The sequence below is a fragment of the Planotetraspora silvatica genome, from assembly GCF_016863315.1.
In the GTDB taxonomy this organism is placed as follows: Bacteria; Actinomycetota; Actinomycetes; order Streptosporangiales; family Streptosporangiaceae; genus Planotetraspora; species Planotetraspora silvatica.
In genome coordinates this window covers 21,636-38,517 of sequence record NZ_BOOQ01000046.1, presented here as the reverse complement: position 1 = coordinate 38,517, position 16,882 = coordinate 21,636, and the positions used below count along the sequence as shown (strand labels likewise).

At 67.3% G+C, this 16,882-nt stretch carries 15 protein-coding genes and 1 pseudogene; 8 read left to right on the top strand and 8 right to left on the bottom strand.

The genetic code is table 11. The features are described 5' to 3' along the window. Positions 1–75 precede the first annotated feature (75 nt). The 3 genes and pseudogenes from Psi02_RS30835 to Psi02_RS30825 all read right to left on the bottom strand — a co-directional run bounded on the left by Psi02_RS30835 (position 76) and on the right by Psi02_RS30825 (position 2,762). Positions 76–1,359, bottom strand: coding sequence for a hypothetical protein (locus tag Psi02_RS30835; protein WP_203979353.1), 1,284 nt, complete (start codon positions 1,357–1,359; stop codon positions 76–78). A 117-nt stretch (positions 1,360–1,476) separates the two neighbouring features. Next, positions 1,477–1,671 (bottom strand): annotated as a pseudogene (locus Psi02_RS30830) (transposase family protein); the annotation flags it as partial. Positions 1,672–1,916: 245 nt separating this feature from the next. Continuing rightward, the gene (locus tag Psi02_RS30825; protein WP_203979352.1) at positions 1,917–2,762 is read right to left on the bottom strand and encodes a helix-turn-helix transcriptional regulator; all 846 of its coding nucleotides are present in this window, start codon (positions 2,760–2,762) and stop codon (positions 1,917–1,919) included. Between the two features lie 188 nt (positions 2,763–2,950). Between Psi02_RS30825 and Psi02_RS30820 the strand changes: the two genes are divergently transcribed. After that, positions 2,951–3,343 carry an ester cyclase gene (locus Psi02_RS30820; RefSeq protein WP_203887760.1) on the top strand — a complete coding sequence of 131 codons (393 nt, stop codon included), beginning with the start codon at positions 2,951–2,953 and terminating at the stop codon, positions 3,341–3,343. A gap of 170 nt (positions 3,344–3,513) precedes the next feature. On the opposite strand, the gene Psi02_RS30815 is transcribed toward Psi02_RS30820, so the two are convergent. From Psi02_RS30815 to Psi02_RS30805, 3 genes are all read right to left on the bottom strand, one after another. Then, positions 3,514–4,692 carry a GDSL-type esterase/lipase family protein gene (locus tag Psi02_RS30815; protein ID WP_203979351.1) on the bottom strand — a complete coding sequence of 393 codons (1,179 nt, stop codon included), beginning with the start codon at positions 4,690–4,692 and terminating at the stop codon, positions 3,514–3,516. A 79-nt stretch (positions 4,693–4,771) separates the two neighbouring features. Next, positions 4,772–5,341: a TetR/AcrR family transcriptional regulator gene (locus Psi02_RS30810; RefSeq protein ID WP_203979350.1), complete on the bottom strand. Its 570-nt coding sequence runs from the start codon at positions 5,339–5,341 to the stop codon at positions 4,772–4,774. 166 nt (positions 5,342–5,507) lie between these two features. Continuing rightward, positions 5,508–5,726, bottom strand: a complete 219-nt coding sequence (locus tag Psi02_RS30805; RefSeq protein WP_203979349.1) for a hypothetical protein — start codon at positions 5,724–5,726, stop codon at positions 5,508–5,510. A gap of 404 nt (positions 5,727–6,130) precedes the next feature. Between Psi02_RS30805 and Psi02_RS30800 the strand changes: the two genes are divergently transcribed. The 7 genes from Psi02_RS30800 to Psi02_RS40860 all read left to right on the top strand — a co-directional run bounded on the left by Psi02_RS30800 (position 6,131) and on the right by Psi02_RS40860 (position 14,218). After that, positions 6,131–7,564: a M20/M25/M40 family metallo-hydrolase gene (locus Psi02_RS30800; RefSeq protein ID WP_203979348.1), complete on the top strand. Its 1,434-nt coding sequence runs from the start codon at positions 6,131–6,133 to the stop codon at positions 7,562–7,564. Between the two features lie 261 nt (positions 7,565–7,825). Then, entirely contained in the window at positions 7,826–8,761 is a 936-nt protein-coding gene (locus Psi02_RS30795; protein WP_203979347.1) for an ABC transporter ATP-binding protein, read from the top strand. Continuing rightward, entirely contained in the window at positions 8,761–9,609 is an 849-nt protein-coding gene (locus tag Psi02_RS30790) for a hypothetical protein (protein ID WP_203979346.1), read from the top strand. Before Psi02_RS30795 ends, Psi02_RS30790 begins: the two co-directional genes overlap by 1 nt. A gap of 89 nt (positions 9,610–9,698) precedes the next feature. Then, the gene (locus Psi02_RS30785) at positions 9,699–11,021 is read left to right on the top strand and encodes a sensor histidine kinase (RefSeq protein ID WP_203979345.1); all 1,323 of its coding nucleotides are present in this window, start codon (positions 9,699–9,701) and stop codon (positions 11,019–11,021) included. Beyond that, the gene (locus Psi02_RS30780; protein WP_275415303.1) at positions 11,018–11,695 is read left to right on the top strand and encodes a response regulator; all 678 of its coding nucleotides are present in this window, start codon (positions 11,018–11,020) and stop codon (positions 11,693–11,695) included. The genes Psi02_RS30785 and Psi02_RS30780 overlap by 4 nt, the downstream gene beginning before the upstream one ends. A gap of 1,528 nt (positions 11,696–13,223) precedes the next feature. Then, positions 13,224–13,970, top strand: a complete 747-nt coding sequence (locus Psi02_RS30775; RefSeq protein WP_203883076.1) for an SDR family oxidoreductase — start codon at positions 13,224–13,226, stop codon at positions 13,968–13,970. 125 nt (positions 13,971–14,095) lie between these two features. After that, entirely contained in the window at positions 14,096–14,218 is a 123-nt protein-coding gene (locus Psi02_RS40860) for a hypothetical protein (RefSeq protein WP_275415302.1), read from the top strand. A 1,017-nt stretch (positions 14,219–15,235) separates the two neighbouring features. Here Psi02_RS40860 and Psi02_RS30770 read toward each other — a convergent pair. Together Psi02_RS30770 and Psi02_RS30765 are read right to left on the bottom strand one after the other, a co-directional pair. Continuing rightward, positions 15,236–16,531, bottom strand: a complete 1,296-nt coding sequence (locus Psi02_RS30770; RefSeq protein WP_203979343.1) for an MFS transporter — start codon at positions 16,529–16,531, stop codon at positions 15,236–15,238. Between the two features lie 145 nt (positions 16,532–16,676). Beyond that, positions 16,677–16,814 carry a hypothetical protein gene (locus Psi02_RS30765; protein ID WP_203979342.1) on the bottom strand — a complete coding sequence of 46 codons (138 nt, stop codon included), beginning with the start codon at positions 16,812–16,814 and terminating at the stop codon, positions 16,677–16,679. Between the last annotated feature and the right edge of the window lie 68 nt (positions 16,815–16,882).

Sequence of the window (16,882 nt, the reverse complement as noted above, 5' to 3'; positions counted from 1 at the left end):
GCGACTTCAAGGCGCGAGGCGTGAACAGACGAAAGGATGATGAATCACCTTGGAGGTCTAGGAAGAAGTACAGCGTCAGCGGAATGTGGCGTGGCGCGGGCGTGCCCGGCCCTTACGGGAGCGGCGGTCCGGTCGCTCGGTCGGTCCCGGGACCGACCCGAGCCCGGTACGGAACAGCCCGTGGTCGATCCGCCGCCGCGCGGCCTTCTCCAGCACGTCGCGCAGCGCGCCCTCGGGCAGCCGCGCACCAGGTCCGAGGAGACCGTCGACGGTGGCCTGAGCACCGGCGGCGTCGCCGTGCTCCAGTCGCGTGCGGACATCGAGGAGGCACTCCGGGGAGCGGTGGGCCTCCTCGATTAGCCGCAAACAGGGCAACGGGGTGCCGGTCAACTCGGCCAGCAGTTTCTCGCGCCGGATCTCGGTCGCGTCGTGATCCAGTGCGACCAGCATGCCGTTCACGAGCGCGATCCTGTGCTGGGCGCCGCGACACTCGACCATTCGCGGCTCGTTCTCGCTCTGGTGGCCGTGCGGCTTGGCGTCCGGCGAATGGCCGGGTAGAAGAGCCGTTGCAACGAGCGGGTGCAGCCTGTCGGCCTCGATTAGCCCGGCACGCAGCAACGCCAGGTCGGGCAGCACCCAGGTCGCCGCATCAGGCAAGATCGGCGGCGGCGCGGGTCCTTCGTTGCCGACCCGGGACGCGTCAACATCGAGGATCACCTGACGCCGCCCGCCGACCCGGACGGCGACCGTACCCCCGTCCTGCCCCTCGGCACAGAGCAGCAACCGGGCCTCGGCCAGCCACCGATCGACGGCCCAGCCCCGTGCGTGCGGCGGCGTTTCGGAACGTGTACGCAGCTCACCGGCCCTGCGTGCATCCCACAAGTGGCGATGCAGATCGAGGCGGAAGCGTCGATTCGGATGGGGGTGCGGATGCGGTCCCGACCGGGAACTGTCCCAGAGCGCCAGGCTGATCCGCTGACCGGCATCCGCCCAGGCCGGCGGAGTCCTGGCCACAAGGTGGACCGTGTTATCCCTCTCGCGGTACCGGGCCAGCGAGAGGGTCAGGCCCGGACGTATCAGGCCGTTGGGAGCGATTCTTGGCATGTGCCAGCGCAGCAGGTCAGGCGCCAGGTGACGGAGGTCGCTGCGAAGGTGGGTGGCCAGTTCCTGGCCGTGGAGGCGCGCTATGTGGCGCAGGTTGAGATCGACGTCTACGTGTGCTGCTGCGCACGCTGCTGCCCAGTCTCCGGCAGCACGGCGGGCGGTCGCAGACTCGATCATGGGGGGCGGCACGGCGAACTCACGCACGCGCAGCCAGAGGGTTAGGCGGGAATCCTCGTTCGGGGTTGAGTGCGGCATCAGCACTCACCTTGCGTGAACGGGGCCCCCAATCTGATGGAGGAGGTATTCATCATGATCAGCGTAGCGTCTTCCGGTGCGCGCGAGAAGAGCGAACTCTGGCAGGAGCGGTTGGCCGCCGATGCCGAACCCAGCGGCCAGGCGGGCGTAGGTATCCCCGTTGCGCAGGTGGGCCAGCACCAGCAGCGCTTGCCGGCCCGGATCCAGGCGCCGCCACCGGCATCGACGTTGGGCACGCTGAGCGCGGATGAGATCAGCCAGGCGGACGAGGGTACAGTTCGACAGCGGAATCGCGGCAGGGTAAGACAGCAACGAGGCTCCCGGTTGGGGCATCGGATCTTGGTCGACTGCTGTCTTACCGGGGCCTCCCCTCACCCCGTATCTGGCCTCACTCCCATCACCGTGACCAGCATGATCACGATGGAAAAGGCTCACTGGTCATCAGGGGGACGATCTGGCGTTGCCGAGGGATCCAGGCCAGGTGCTGATCATCCTTGTTACGAACGAACACTGAACCTCGCGCAGCGCAGACGACAGAACCTGATCACCCAACCCGGTCAGCTAAACGGCTGCAGGCCGATCGTCGCCAGCAGGTCGAGCTGCCCGGCCGCCTCGCTGTCCTGCGCGCTGGTGTAGACGATCAACCGGAGGTCGGTGTCACGTACAGTGAGGAAGTCGCTGTCCATTGTGATCGGTCCGATCTCGGGGTGCAGGAACGTCCGACTGCTCAAGCCGGGCTGGGGGGCGGCCAGGCGCTGCTCCCACAGGTCGGCGAAGTCTGTGCTGACTTCCAGCAGATCGTCGATGAGGTCGCCGAGCAGCTTGTCCTTCGGATAGCGGCTTCGAGCCTCGCGCAGATCGGAGACCAGTTCCAGGCGGAGCAGGCGCTCCTCGGCCTCGGTGCGGATATAGCGTGTTGGAGCGCAGGTGAAGACGGTCCAGGCGAGGTTCCGCTCACGCAGCGGCAGTGCCGACGTGTCGCCGGCCAGGGCATACGCGAGCGGGTTGGACGTGATGCACTGCCACGAGGCGTCGACGACCTGGACGGGCAGGTCGGTCAGGCGGTCCAGGATCCGCTGCACGCTCGGCGTGATGTGGCGCTTGATGCTCCCGTGGGCCGGCTCGGCCTGATCCGCGACGCGGAAGAGATGTGCGCGCTCCTGGTCAGAAAGCCGCAGCACCCGGGCGAGCGACATGAGCACCGACGGCGACGGGTGGATCGCGCGGCCCTGCTCCAGGCGGGCGAGGTATTCGACCGACAACCCGGAAAGCTGGGCGACCTCCTGCCGGCGCAGGCCGAGCACGCGGCGCCGGCCGCCCTCCGGAAGGCCTACCTCGGCGGGTGACACGCGGCCGCGCCAGAGGCGCAGGCTGCACGCGAGCTCGTTCGAATCTGAAACCACAACCTCACTCTAGGTCCGCGCGGCAGGCACAGGGTCGCCCTGCCAGTACGAGGCTCGGCAGGTCCATTTTGCCTGGTGTGCGGAGAGGTAAGTATCGGATCGCGGCCCCGTTCTGGGGCCGGCCGGATCAACCCGTCACCACGGGTGTGGCTACCAACAGAGTGGAGAGATTGACGATGAGTACAGGCATGTCTGCAGAGGAGCTGCGCGAGTTCTACGGGCGGTACGTGGAGATGGCGAACACGCGTGACTTCGACGGGATGCGCGAGCTCCTTCACGACGAGGTCATCCTGGGCGGCACTCCAGTTGCCCGTGAAGCCATCATCACCGAGTTCCGCAAGCACACCGATGCCGTCCCGGACATCCACTGGGAGGTCCAGGAACTTCTCGTGGAGGGCGGTCACATCGCTGCTCGCGCGCTCGACACCGGAACGCCGGTGGCGGAGTGGAACGGTCTGGCCCCCAACGGAGCGAGCATCTCCGTCGCCGAGACCGCGTTTTACGAGGTCGTGGACGGCCGATTCAAGGTCATGTGGTACATGATGGACGTCGACGCACTGCGGCAGCAGCTCGTCGGCTGACCCACGATCGGTCCCCCGCAGGGTGACCTCGGTGTCCGCTCACGCCCATGCCCCCGCCGGAGTGACGCGAGATCGTCGCCGTCACTCCGGCGGCCACTTCCAAGTGAGCCTTTTCCATCGTGATCATGCTGGTCACGGTGATGGGAGTAATTGTCCGGGGCTGTACGGGGTCAGCCGGTCTTGGTGGTGAAGGGGCCGTTGTTCGCGAACACGAGCTTGGCGAAGTTCTCGCCGATGCGGCGGTGTCCTTCGGGGCTGGGGTGGATCGCGTCCGGCAGCGGGAACTTGGCGTGGTCGCTCTCGCCGTAGAGGTCGAGTCCGTCAAGGTAGTGGAGGTTCGGATCCTCGGTGGCTCGCTGCTTGACGATGTCGGCGAGTACCTCACGGATGATCGTGAGCGTCAGCCGTCCGGCGGCGGTTTCGGCCGGATCGCCGGTGGCCTTGAACTGGAGGGTTCCGCTTTCGAGGTCCGGCATCAGGGGGCCAGGGGTGTTTTCGTGGGTCGGGCACAGCACCGGCGACACGAGGAGCAGGGGTGTCGTCGGGTGGCCCTCGCGGATGGTGTCGAGGAAGCCGTGGATGGCGGGGGCGAAGGCGCGCAGGCGCATGGCGTCGCTGTTGACGACGTTGATGCCGAGCTTGACGCTGATCAGGTCGGCGGGGGTGTCGCGCATCGCACGCGCGGTGAACGGGTCCACCAGTGCGCTGCCGCCGAACCCGAGGTTGATCAGTTCCACGCCGCCGGCGGCCGCGGCCAGGGCGGGCCAGATGGTGCTCGGGAAGACGGCGTTCGAGCCGTGGCTGATGGAGCTGCCGTGGTGCAGCCACACCCGGCGTCCGTTGTCCGGGGCCGGCTCAACGGGGGCGTCGGTGTGCAGGGCGATCACCTCGGTGATCTCCGCGTGCGGAAGCCAGATCTCGATGTTCTTCTCGCCCTCGGGGAGGTCGGTGAAGTGGGCGGTGCCCGCCGGTCCCTCGGTGAACTCCGCGGTCTGGGTCTGCATGTCGGTGATCGTGCTGAGGTTTCCGCCGTCCACGGTGGCCTGGGCGGTGAGTCGGCCGTCGACCAGGAGGTCGTACACGCCGTCCGGCGGAGGCGGGAAGCCCAGGTAGACCCGCTTGATGGGCAGCGTGTCCAGTTCGATGGTGGTGGCGCGGGTGCGGAAAGCCAGTCGGACGCCGGAGGGCTGGGCCTCGGCCACGGCCAGCCGGTCGTCGGGGATCTGGCGGCGCGCCCAGGCGGGCAGCCGGTGCGGCAGCAGACCGTGCGCGGTTTCTTCCACCTCGAGGTGCCCGCGCAGGAAGTCGGCGGTGATGGGGGTGGTGATCCAGTTCTGATCGGTGCTCATTGCCTCAAGCCTTTGGTTCTGGGTGGGTGGCGGAATCGGGTCAGTACGCGGGACCGTTCGAAGGGTGGCGTGCCGCTGGTCAGGGGGCGGCCCGGTTCCGCAATGCGGCGTCGAGGGAGTCCAGGGTCCACACCCAGGATTCCTGTGAGGCGACGTCCGTGTGGCTGAAGCCACCGGCTGCCTCCAGGCTGGCGTAACCGTGGAAGACGCTGCCGAGCATGCGGACCGCGTGCGTCTGGTCCGGCTCCGTGAGGTTGTAGCCGCGCAAAATCGCCCGTGTCATCTGCGCGTGCCGGACGCCGGCACTGGCTGCGGCCGTCTGCGGGTCGAGCCGGAACCGGGCTGCTTCGTACCGGCCGGGGTGCGCGCGGGCGTAGTCCCGGTAGGCGTTCGCGAAGGCCATCAGGGCGTCTTTGCCCGCACGTCCGGCCACGGCATGGGCGACCTGGTCGGCGAGTTCCTCCAGTGCAAGCAGCGCGATCCGGGTTTTGAGCTCCTGGGAGTTCTTCAGGTGTGAGTACAGGCTCGCAACCTTCACGTCGAAGCGCCGGGCGAGCGCCGACAGAGTCACTTGGTCGAACCCGGCTTCATCGGCAAGTTCCGCACCGGCGAGCGTCAGCCGCTCCGGGCTCAGTCCTGCCCGAACCACAACCATCACCTACTATCGATTTACCTACATGAAGTAGGCGTCTACCTAAATCCTGTAGGCAAATCGATGGCCGCTTCAGGGGAGAGCCGTGAGCGGATCACGCGCCTGGCACCGCCGCACCTACCGGGACAGTCCCCCGATAAGCCCCCGGGCCAAGCACTGGACATCACCCGTCGGGGCGTTCCTCGTCCGGGGGCGTGCCGATGCTGACGCTGATCCACTCGTCGGAGATGCGGCGGCCGGTGATGGGCAGGCCGAACGTCTCGGCCATGCGGATGAACATCTCGGTGTTGAAGGCGCGCGCGGCGGACTGGTGGGCGTAGCCGTCGCGCTCTACAGCAACTCGTGCGCGGTCAACAGCGCCCGCCGCTTCCTGTTCCACCACCCGGAGACACGCCCCTCGCCGGGTTCGATCTGCCGCAGCCCCGCGAGCGTGAGGTCGCCGTGACCGCGAAGTTGTGGGGGTGGATCCCGGAGGATGACCGGCAGGTGTTGCTCGATGCCGAGTTCGGCCCCGACGACCTCAACGCGCCCATCGAACGCGTGTTCTAATCTCTGGCATACATCACACCGAGGTCAATGGGGGCTCCACCGCCGAGACCAGCCTGAATCTGCCGGCCAACTCGTCCACACGTGGCGACGTCCTCTCCGACACGGCCACTGTCTGCGACAACAAGACCGCCACCGCCTGGACGTCGGCGCAGAACGGCGAGAACGAACGGCCGGGGAAGCTCAAACGGGACACATTCGACCATGGACAAAGTATTCGTCTCTGGATAAACCAGCTATGTGGATGACAAAGATTCTCAACTCCCCAGTAAAGCCAGCCGTCGTACGTTCCTCTCCATTTCGGCGGCCGCAGCCGCCGCGACTGCGGTAACCATCGACGGCCGTCCGGCGGCAGCGGACTCAACCCGGCCGACCGGTCCCGGCCGGCCCGCCACCGACCAGCACCCCGACGCCGAATTGCGCGCTCTGCTGCGCGACATCGACCAGCGACGCGTCGAGGCCACCGTCCGCAAGCTCGTGAGCTTCGGGACCAGGCACACCCTCTCGACCCAGGAAGATCCGGACCGTGGTATTGGCGCCGCCCGTGACTGGATCTTCGCCGAGATGGAGCAGTACGCCGCGGCGTCCGGCGGGCGCATGACCGTCGAACTGCAGTCCTACATCCAGCAGCCCGCCTCCCGGATACCCACCGCCACCCGCATCACCAACGTCGTCGCCACACTGCGCGGCTCCGTCACCCCTGACCGGATATACGTGGTGTCAGGTCACTACGACTCACGGGTCACCGACGTCATGAACGCCACCGCGGACGCGCCAGGCGCCAACGACGACGCCTCGGGCGTGGCCGTCGCCATGGAACTCGCCCGAGTCATGTCCCTCCGCCGGCCGAAGGCCACCATCGTCTTCGCCGCCGTCGCGGGGGAAGAGCAAAACCTGTACGGCGCGCGGTACATGGCCGCACAGTACAAGGCCGTAGCCGCCGACGTGCAGGCGATGTTCACCAACGACATCATCGGCAGCAGCACCGCCGACGACGGCACCCGAGATCTTCGCACCGTCCGGCTCTTCGCCGAGGGCGTGCCCACCGCCGAGACCTCCGCCGAGGCCAACACCCGCCGCTCGGTCGGCGGCGAGAACGACTCGCCCGCCCGCCAGCTCGCCCGCTTCGTCACGAACGTCGCCGACAACGACGCCACCGGCATGAACATCCGGATCATCTACCGCCGCGACCGCTACCTGCGCGGCGGGGACCACATCGGCTTCCTCGAACAGGGTTATCCCGCCGCCCGCTTCACCGAACCCAACGAGAACTTCGACCACCAGCACCAGGACGTACGCGTCGAGAACGGCAAACAGTTCGGCGACCTCCCGGAATTCTGCGACTTCGCCTACATCGCCCGCGTCGCCCGCGTCAACGCTGCCACCATCTGGTCACTTGCCCAGGCCCCCGGCACGCCCAAGAACGCCAAGGTCCGCACCGACCAACTCACCAACGACACCGACCTCGTCTGGACCCGCGGCACCGAACCCGACCTTGCCGGCTACGAAATCGTCTGGCGCGAAACCACCAGCCCGGACTGGACCCACGTCATCCCGGTCGGCGACGTCACCGAAGTGCGCATCGACTTGTCCAAGGACAATGTCTTCTTCGGCGTACGGGCCATCGACAAAGCTGGGCACCGCAGCCCCGTCAGCTTCCCCGTGCCCTCCTGACCCGACGGGGGCAGGGCACATCACAGCACGTGCCCTGCCTCTCACCCGCCTTGCTCGCCACCCTCCAGGAGCAGGGTGAGCGTGCCGCCCTTGTCCGGGCGCTCGTCCGAAGCCGGCCAGAACCGCCGCGGGATGGTACCGCGGTACCACTCGCTCCTCGGATCTCGGCTCCGCGGTACCACGGATCCCGCTGGTCCCGGTCCTAGCGTTGCAGGTGAGGCGGGCCGGGAAGGCTGGTCCGTGCGCACGTAGGGATGACTGATGATCGAGGCACACCAGCTGACGAAGCGGTACGGGGATAAGACGGCGGTCGACCAGCTGGACTTCACCGTTCGGCCCGGCACCGTCACCGGATTCCTGGGGCCGAACGGCGCGGGCAAGTCCACCACGATGCGGATGATCGTCGGTCTGGACGCCCCGACCAGTGGCTCGGTCATAGTCAACGGCCGCCGTTACGCCCAGCACAGGGCCCCGCTGCAAGAGGTCGGCGCGCTGTTGGAGGCTAAGTCGATCCACCCCGGCAGGTCGGCCTTCGACCACCTGATGGCGCAGGCCTACACCCACGGCATCCCGCGACGCAGGGTGGAGGAGGTGGTCGAGCTGACCGGACTGCAGTCTGTGGCGAAAAAGCGCGCCGGGTCGTTCTCGTTGGGAATGGGCCAGCGCCTGGGCATCGCCGCGGCACTGCTCGGCGATCCGCAGACCGTCATGCTCGACGAGCCGGTTAACGGGCTGGACCCCGAGGGCGTGCTGTGGATCCGCAACTTGCTGACCGGGCTGGCGGCCGACGGCCGCACGGTCTTCGTGTCCTCACACCTGATGAGTGAAATGGCGCTGGTCGCGGACCACCTCATCATCGTCGGCCGCGGCCGTCTGCTGGCCGACACCACCGTGCAGGACCTGGTTCGCCAGGCCGGTGGTGACACCGTGAAGGTGGCCACCAGTGATCCGGCCCGCCTACGCGAGATTCTGGCGAAGCCCGGCGTCGAGATCACCGGCCAGGCCGGCTCGGAGGAGCTGCTGGTGACCGGCCTGTCTTCGCGCTCCATCGGGGTCTATGCCGCGGAGCACGGCATCCCGTTGTTCGAGCTCACCCCGATGACCATTTCCCTGGAGGAGGCGTTCATGGAGCTGACCCGGGACGCCGTCGAGTACCACGGCACCACGGGCATCCAGACCCTCAGGAGCGTCGCCTGATGAGCACCATCACCTCGACCCACACCTCCGCACCCGCCCCTTCGCGGTCCACACGTCCGTCCTACAGGGTGACCGGGCTGCGGGTGCTGCGCTCGGAGTGGGCCAAGCTGTGGTCCCTACGCTCCACGTGGATCACCCTCGGTCTGGGCCTGCTGTTCCTGGTCGGCATCGGCCTCATCGCCGCGGCGCAGTACAAGTCCCGGATCACCTCCGGCCATCACATGGACCCGGACTTCGCCGGCGCCACCGCCGTCAGCCTCTCCCTGTTCGGCACGAGGTTCGCGCAGCTGGCGCTGGGCGTCCTGGGCGTGCTGGTCACCGCGGGCGAGTACTCCACCGGCATGATCCGCTCCACGCTCGCTGCGGTCCCGCGCCGCCTACCGGTGCTGTGGTCGAAGTCCGCGGTGTTCGGCCTGGTCGCTCTCGTGGTCAGCACCGCAGGTGTATTCGCCACCTTCTTGTTCGCCGGCGGCATCGTCTCCGGCACCAACGCGGCCATGACGCTCTCGGACACGGGGGTGGTGCGCAGCCTGCTGGGCGCGGGACTCTACCTCGGCCTGGTCGCAGTGATCGGTACCGCCCTGGGTGCCCTGCTGCGCTCGGTGGCAGGCGGCATCTCGGTGCTGGTCGGCGCCTTGATGCTGATCCCCGGCCTAATCTCTCTGCTGCCCAGCGCCTGGCAGGACAACATCAGCCCGTACCTTCCCAGCAACGCAGGCGAGTCGATGTTCGCCCTGCACCACGACGCCACCACGCTGTCGCCCACGGCCGGGATGCTGGTCTTCCTCGCCTGGACCGTGCTGGCGCTGGCCGGTGCCGCCTGGCGCCTGGCGCGCACCGACGCTTGACACAGTCATTGCGTACCGCCCGCGCGGTGCCCGGCCTCGGCCTGGCGCCGCGCCGGCGTTCCTTCGCACATCATGGACAGGTGACACCTGTGAGCAGCGACGACACCGCCGGAGTGGAAGTGCCTGCCGGCCTGCCGCACCACGGGCCGGACCCCCTGCAGGGTCACCCGCTGGTCGCGCGGCTGGCCCGGGTCGGCCAGCTGATGCGACAGGCGGACCGGGACCACCCGTGGGTACTGGATACGGCAGTGGTGGCCGGCGTCTTCTTGCTGTTCTGCGTGCCGGACCTCGTGGACGACGGCGATCCGCGTGAGCTGCGGATCGCGTTCACGCACGTGCCGCTGGCCGGCACGCTGGCACTGCAGGCCGGCTTGCTGCTTCCCCTGCTCTGGCGGCGCAGGACACCGTCCGTGGCGTTCGCCCTGATCGCGGCGGTGTTCCTGCTGCAGTGGTCCCTGGGGGCTTTACTGCGCGCCGATGTCGCTCTGCTCGTCGCTCTCTACAGCCTGGTGCTGCACGGACGACTGCGGCATCTGCCCTGGGCCTGCGCGGCCATGGCCGGAGCGCTGGCCTTGGTCGCCGTGCGCGTCTCCACCGCGGTGTCCGTGTGGGACGCCCTGTTCTTTCTGGTCAGCGCCGCCACCGCTGCCGTCGCCCTGGGCCTGGCGGTGAGGATCCGACGCGCCCAGCTCGCGGTGCTGCGCGACCGCGCGACCCGGCTCGAAATCGAACGCGACCAGCGCAGTAGGCTGGCCGCCGCTACCGAACGCACCCGCGTGGCCCGCGAGATGCACGACATCATCGGGCACAACCTGTCCGTCATCATCACCCTCGCCGACGCCGGGGGGTACGCGTCCGGCGTCAGCCCCGACCGTGGAAACGAGGCTCTCCGGCTGATCGGCGACACCGGCCGCCAGGCATTGGGCGAGCTGCGACGCATGCTCGGCATCCTGCGCGAGCGGACGGGGGCGCCCGAACTCAACCCGCAGCCCGGAATCTCCGACCTCGACGCGCTGTGCGCCCGTATCCGGGCGGCCGGACCGCAGATCGTCTACCGCTCCGGCGGCGAACTCAATGCCCTGGACCGCGGGGTCCAGCTGATGGTCTACCGCATCGTCCAGGAGGCGCTCACCAACGCCCTCAAACACGCCGGCCCCGACACGCGGGCCCACGTGGTGCTCACCGTCGCAGGCTCACAGCTGCGCGTGCGCGTCCACGACACCGGCCCGCCCCACGGCACCGGGCAGCCCGGGCCGTCGCACGAGGACGGCCACGGGCTCGCCGGCATGAGAGAGCGCGCAGCCCTGTACGGCGGCACCGTCACCGCAGGACCCGCGCCCGGTGGAGGATGGATCGTGGAGGCCGGCCTCGACCTCACCCCGATCCCCAACACATCAGGCGGCTCGGCGTGACCACCGTCCTCATCGTGGACGACCAGTCCCTGCAGCGCTACGGCTTCCGCATGCTGCTGGAGACCGCGCCCGACACCGAGGTGGTCGGCGAGGCGGCGCATGGAGCCGAGGCCGTCCGTATGGCAGCCGAACTACGGCCCGATGTCGTCCTTATGGACATCCGCATGCCCGGCATGGACGGCATCGAGGCCACCCGCCGCATCATCGCCGCCGGAGGACGCTCCCGCATCCTCGTCCTGACCACCTTCGACCTGGACGAATACGCCCATGCAGTGCTGCGCGCGGGAGCCAGCGGCTTCCTCCTCAAGGACGCACGCCCAGAGGAACTACTGGCCGGCATCCGCGCCGTCGCCGAGGGCGACGCCGTCATCGCCCCTGCCCTCACCCGACGGCTTCTCGACACCTACGCTCACCACCTGCCCGGAGCGCCGCAGGGCCGAGAGGGCAGCATGGATCCCCGCTGGCGAGCACTGACCGACCGCGAGCGGGAAATCCTGGTCGCCATCGGGCAGGGCTGGACCAACGGCGAGATCGCCAAGCATCTGGTGCTCTCGGAATCCACCGTGAAGACACATGTCGGCCGGGTGCTGGCGAAGATCGGAGCCCGCGACCGCATCCAGGCCGTGATCTTCGCCTACGACCTGGGCCTGACCCGCCCGAACACCCCCGGCTGACCACGATGGTTGTGCCGCGGGTGCCCGGGGGTCAGCGAACGGGATCGCCGCAGGTACGCCTCGAGCCCTGGCCACAGGGGCCGGAGTTCGACCCGCACTCGTGGAATCAGAAGCTCGTGTAGCTCGTTCGAGTTGCGCACGTCGATTGCCCCCAATCGCTTGCGGAGGTGATCCTCGCCCCTCATGGTTGCTGTGTAATCACGTAGCTACAGGATGTGACTGCGATGGCACTGTTCATGCTACGGGTGCCGATAACCTCATCCACCTGGTGTGACCTGCAATGATGCGGATCTGTTCGTGGACGAGGGATGTGTGTGGTGCTGCATGATGGACGGTCATGCGACTGCGGTTCGTCTATCTCTTCGTCGTCAGCGTGTTCGCCTGGATGCGGTTGGCCCGCCGGCAGGGTGCGTGGAAGGACGCGGAGATTGTGCTGTTGCGTCACCAACTCGCCGTGCTGCAACGCCAGCAGGTGCGCAGGCCGAGATTGAGATGGTCCGACCGCGCGTTGATCGCTGCGCTGGCCGGTGTGCTACCAGGCCATCACGCTGAGAAAACTCCGAGACGGCCTGCAGCTGGCCGCCGTCGCGACCAAGACCGCCGCCCGCGCCCCCTCCATCGTCCATGCGCTCATCGCCGCACGCAGCACCCTTGTGCAGCCATCCACAATACTGGTCGAAATAGTCCACTTGTTACTCCAGGAGTGGTAGGCCGCTCAAGCAAGTCGTGCCCTCGGCAGCTACACGCGAACGACGAACGGCACGATTCTTCGAGGTCAGCTGCTAGGGACACCTTGCGTGGCCAGCCGACCAGACAACAGGACCAGATGAGAAGTCATGGACGAAAAAGTCCCAAAATGGGGTGTCCTCCCGCGCCTGGCACTGGTAGCGTCGACTGCTCAACCAACACGAACAGGAGACCCTACTGAACCCGAAGGCATTGCCGCGTCGCTGCTTGAGTGATTTAACTCCGGCAAGGTCAGCGCGATGATGACCTTGTACGACCCGGAGGCCGCGTTCATCGCGAAAGACGGGATATCGCCCAGATCGTGCTGAACTAGTCAATTGATGGCACAGGTCCCGACGGTAAGCACGTGCACCTCGAAGGGCCGCCAAGTGATCGCGCACCGCGGCGCGGATGGACTCTGGCGGTACCTGATCGACAACAATCTTGGGACGGCGGTGCGACAGCCCGCCTGACACACGTGCGCCACGGCAGCTCTCGGCGATGGACCCACTCTTCAGCGTGGCGTCGACGATCACCGCCACGTAGTGCCTAACGCCGCATCGGAGGTCACCGCGATGCCCGCGGTCCTGGCGACCGCACGCGCAATCAGCCAAACGTTCCAAGCCAGCACTGTGTCGCGAGGGCTTCGCCAATCACCGGCGCGGCTGTGTCGGGGATTGCCGCCCCTGTCACGAGACTCCTTCTCGCTGAACGGGAATCGATGCGGCCTTGTCATGTCCTGAGTGTCATTACGGTCTACAGCGATGACATTCACTGCAATAACTAATGTGGAGTGATCACCATGTCGGCACGTGCAGCTCTGATCACCGGTGGCACCAGCGGGATCGGGAAGGCGACTGCGGAGGTTCTGCATAGTCGTGGTTACCGGGTCGCGGTCACCGGACAACGTCCGGAAAGCGTCGCCCGGGCACGCGAGGAACTACCCGAGGACGTCCTGGTATTGCGTGCTGACGCGCGCTCGCTTGCTGACACTGACCGGGTGGTATCCGAAGTCAGCGAACGATTCGGGACTCTGACAACGCTGTTCCTGAACGCCGGCATCAGCCGTCCCATGGCGCTGGACGCCTGCGACGAAGCCACCTTCGACGACGTGTTCGCCGTCAACACCAAAGGACAGTTCTTCACTCTGGTAAAAACGCTCCCACTGCTGTCTGACGGCGCTTCGATCATTGTCACCGCGGGTATCGGAGCGACGCGCGCCCTGCCCGGCAACAGTGTCACAGCCGGGTCACGAGGCGCACTGCTGACCATGATCCCAACGCTGGCCCTGGAGCTCGCCCCACGCCGCATCCGAGTCAACGCCGTCAGCCCGGGATTCACCGACACCCCCATGATGCGGACCACACCCGGCATGGGATCCGATGAGGTCGCCGCGATGCTGGCCGCTATGGCGGCAAAGAACCCGTTCGGTCGCGTCGGCATGCCTGAGGACATCGCCGAGACCGTCGCGTTCCTGGCTTCGGACGGAGCCGCGTACATCACCGGGCAAGAGATCGTGGTGTCCGGCGGGGCCGGATTGGCCGTCTGACCGAACTATCGGCAATCGACGGACACACTTCTGTCCGTGCCCGGTGCCACGGACTTCGCAGTGACCAAACCGGGATTCGACAAACCCGGCCGGCACATCAGGAGCCGGAGCCCGAGGAGCGAACCGTGACCGATCGCACCGAGATCGCTACCGAACTCGAGCGCGATATCAGCCTCGGCCTGCCGCTGGAGGCCAAGGCGCGCCATGTGTTCGTTGCCGGCGATATCACCCAGATCGTGCTGGACTAGTCAATTGATGGCACAGGTCCCGACGGTATGCACGTGCACCTCGAAGGGTCGGCAAGTGATCGCGCACCGCGGCGCGGATGGACTCTGGCGGTACCTGATCGACAACAATCTTGGGACGGCGGTGCGACAGCCCGCCTGACACACGTGCGCCACGGCAGCTCTCGGCGATGGACCCACCCACTTCGTCGTCGGGGAGACGCTGCGCCCGCCCACCGAGAACGCCACCTCCGAGCAGATCCTCAACCTGCGGATCTGCGATCCGGCCATGGGGTCGGGGCCTTTTGGTGCCGGGCGGTGCACCGGCTCACCGAAGCCTACGGTGATGCGCGGGCCCGGGAGGGCGAACTGCTCGACTACAAACTCCACGACGCCCAGCGTGCCACGTGCCGACGGCTGATCGTCGAACGGTGCATCTATGACGTCGACCTCAACCCGATGGCGGTCGAGCCGGCGAAGGTCTCGCTGTGGCTGGCGACGGCGGCGGCCGGCAAGCCGCTGTCCTTCCTGGACTCGCATCTGTGTTGCGGCAACGCCGTCATCGGGGCGAGCATCGACACCTGGGAGGTGCCTCCACCCCGGGCGCAAGGAGAAAGAACCAAGACGACGGACCACGTCATCGACGAGCAGCATCCCTGTTCGACCTGCCGGCTGATCTTCGACCGCTCTGATCTTGTTAGCCGTACCGGAAAGCGGACGTCCCCGCTACGGGGGATTGGCCGGCGCTGGGCAGTGTTCCGCAACGTGCTGAATCGTGGGCATGACCTTCCGACCTCTACCGAACCGCGTCGGCGGCGATCCGGGAACACATCCGCCCGTTCCACTGGGAGATCGAGTTTCCCGAGGTCTTCATCAACACCTACGGCCGAAGGCGGCCCGACGCGGGCTTCGACGCCTGCTCGGCAACCCCCTGTGGGAGGGCGTGAAGTCTCAGCGAGCCCGATCACTGTCGCTCCGAAGAGCGTCGAGTGCGCCCGGGGCTCTGAGCGCCCGGCCACTCCCTGCCTCGCTTCGGTCTCCTCATTCCCTCCGGGCGAGTGTTACGAACCGCGCCGCCACCGCGGCGAGCACGGCGGAGGCAAGGACGATGAAGCCCGCTGTGAGGAACACCGTCTGCAAGGTTGTCGACGAAACAAGGATCGCGCCGAGGCCAGACCCTGCCGCCACGGCTATCTGAAGGTTCGTCACATTCACCGCCGATGCGGCCTCTGGGGTTTCTGGGGCCGCGTCGAGTATCCAGACCAGCGTTCCCGGGTTCACGATTCCCCAGAACAAACCCCACAGCACGAGCAACAGGCCAGCCAGCCAGGGTAAGGCGCCCACGCTCGCCAGCCCGATGAGCAATGCGGCCACAACCGCCGCCGCCCCGGCGAAGCTGCCGATCACTCCGCGCTTGAACAGCGATCCGGCGATGAGTGAGCCGACAATGCCACCACAGCCGTAGATGACGTACAGCAGGGAGATCACGCCGCTGGACAGATGCGTGTGGTCCATCAGGAACGGGGTGATATAGGTCCAGGCGGCGAACTGTCCGATGAACACCATCGCGCCCGCTGCCATCCCAAACCGGGCGGCCCGCCGCGTCACGACTCCCAAAAGATCACGCAGGTGCGTACGCCCGTCCGGCGGAATACCCGGCAGCACGACCGTCTGCACAACCACGACAAGCAGTGTCGCCGCCGCCGCAATGGCGAAAGTGAGACGCCAGCCGACGAGGTCGCCGAGGAACTGTCCCGCAGGCAGCCCCACCACCGTCCCACCCGAAATACCGGCCGCGATGATGGTGATGGCGCGAGTGCCGCCGGCCGTGCCCACCAGCTTGGGTCCGACCGGTGAGACCACGGTCCAGAAGGCTCCGAGGGTGGCGCCGAAGAGCATACGGGCGATCAGCACCAGGACGAAGTTCGGCGCCACCGCGACGACCGCGTTCGACACCAGCACCGTTAGACCCAGGACGAGGATGACCGAGCGCCGGTTGAAGCGGCCGGAGCTGCGGAAGAACAGCGGCGCCGACACCGCGGCGCTGAAACCCGGCACGAGCACCATCAGCCCCGCGAGGCCGAGCGAGACATGCAGTCCGTCGGTGATCTGCGGCAGCAGCCCCACTGGCAACGTCTCCGTCATGACGATGACGAACGCGCCGAGTGCGACCGCACCGACGGACGCCCAGCCCCGCCTGCTACCGGGCTCCGCAGCAGTGGCGACAGCGCGGGCGGCTGCAGGCTGGGTCGGGACGGCCGCGCTGCACGACGATCCCGTGACCAGGCGCACCTGCGGTGCGTGGTGTGTCGGCGTCGCCTCTTCGTTATCGATCATGTGTTCTCTTCACTCATGGCATGCTCCTGACCGGGCTCCGCTCTGTAAGCACCCCGGGGTGTATCTGCGCGAGTCACGCGGGCAGTCAACACAGCTCACGTTGCGATCTAGCTCCATGAGCCCAGTGCGCGGCTGCGCGGCCGTGTTAGCCCTCGATGAGGTCGATGATGTGGCCGAAGTTGAGATTTGATGCGAGTGCCGTCAGGTCTCCCTTCGCAAGCTTCGCCGCGGCCGCCTGTGTGGCCGCGAGGGCGTGCGTGTAGGGGTCGACCCCGAGGCTCATCCGGCGGACACCGATCGTCTGCAGTTCCGCGAGGGTAGCCGTATCCCGAGGGCTGACTAGGACGTTGA

What these genes read in the sequence shown, in the direction of transcription:
- Psi02_RS30770 (WP_203979343.1), bottom strand. Translation starts at nt 16,531, where the DNA reads ATGATCGATAACGAAGAGGCGACGCCGACACACCACGCACCGCAGGTG.
- Psi02_RS30795 (WP_203979347.1), top strand. Translation starts at nt 7,826, where the DNA reads ATGATCGAGGCACACCAGCTGACGAAGCGGTACGGGGATAAGACGGCG.
- Psi02_RS30815 (WP_203979351.1), bottom strand. Translation starts at nt 4,692, where the DNA reads ATGAGCACCGATCAGAACTGGATCACCACCCCCATCACCGCCGACTTC.
- Psi02_RS30820 (WP_203887760.1), top strand. Translation starts at nt 2,951, where the DNA reads ATGTCTGCAGAGGAGCTGCGCGAGTTCTACGGGCGGTACGTGGAGATG.
- Psi02_RS30765 (WP_203979342.1), bottom strand. Translation starts at nt 16,814, where the DNA reads ATGAGCCTCGGGGTCGACCCCTACACGCACGCCCTCGCGGCCACACAG.
- Psi02_RS30775 (WP_203883076.1), top strand. Translation starts at nt 13,224, where the DNA reads ATGTCGGCACGTGCAGCTCTGATCACCGGTGGCACCAGCGGGATCGGG.
- Psi02_RS30835 (WP_203979353.1), bottom strand. Translation starts at nt 1,359, where the DNA reads ATGCCGCACTCAACCCCGAACGAGGATTCCCGCCTAACCCTCTGGCTG.
- Psi02_RS30790 (WP_203979346.1), top strand. Translation starts at nt 8,761, where the DNA reads ATGAGCACCATCACCTCGACCCACACCTCCGCACCCGCCCCTTCGCGG.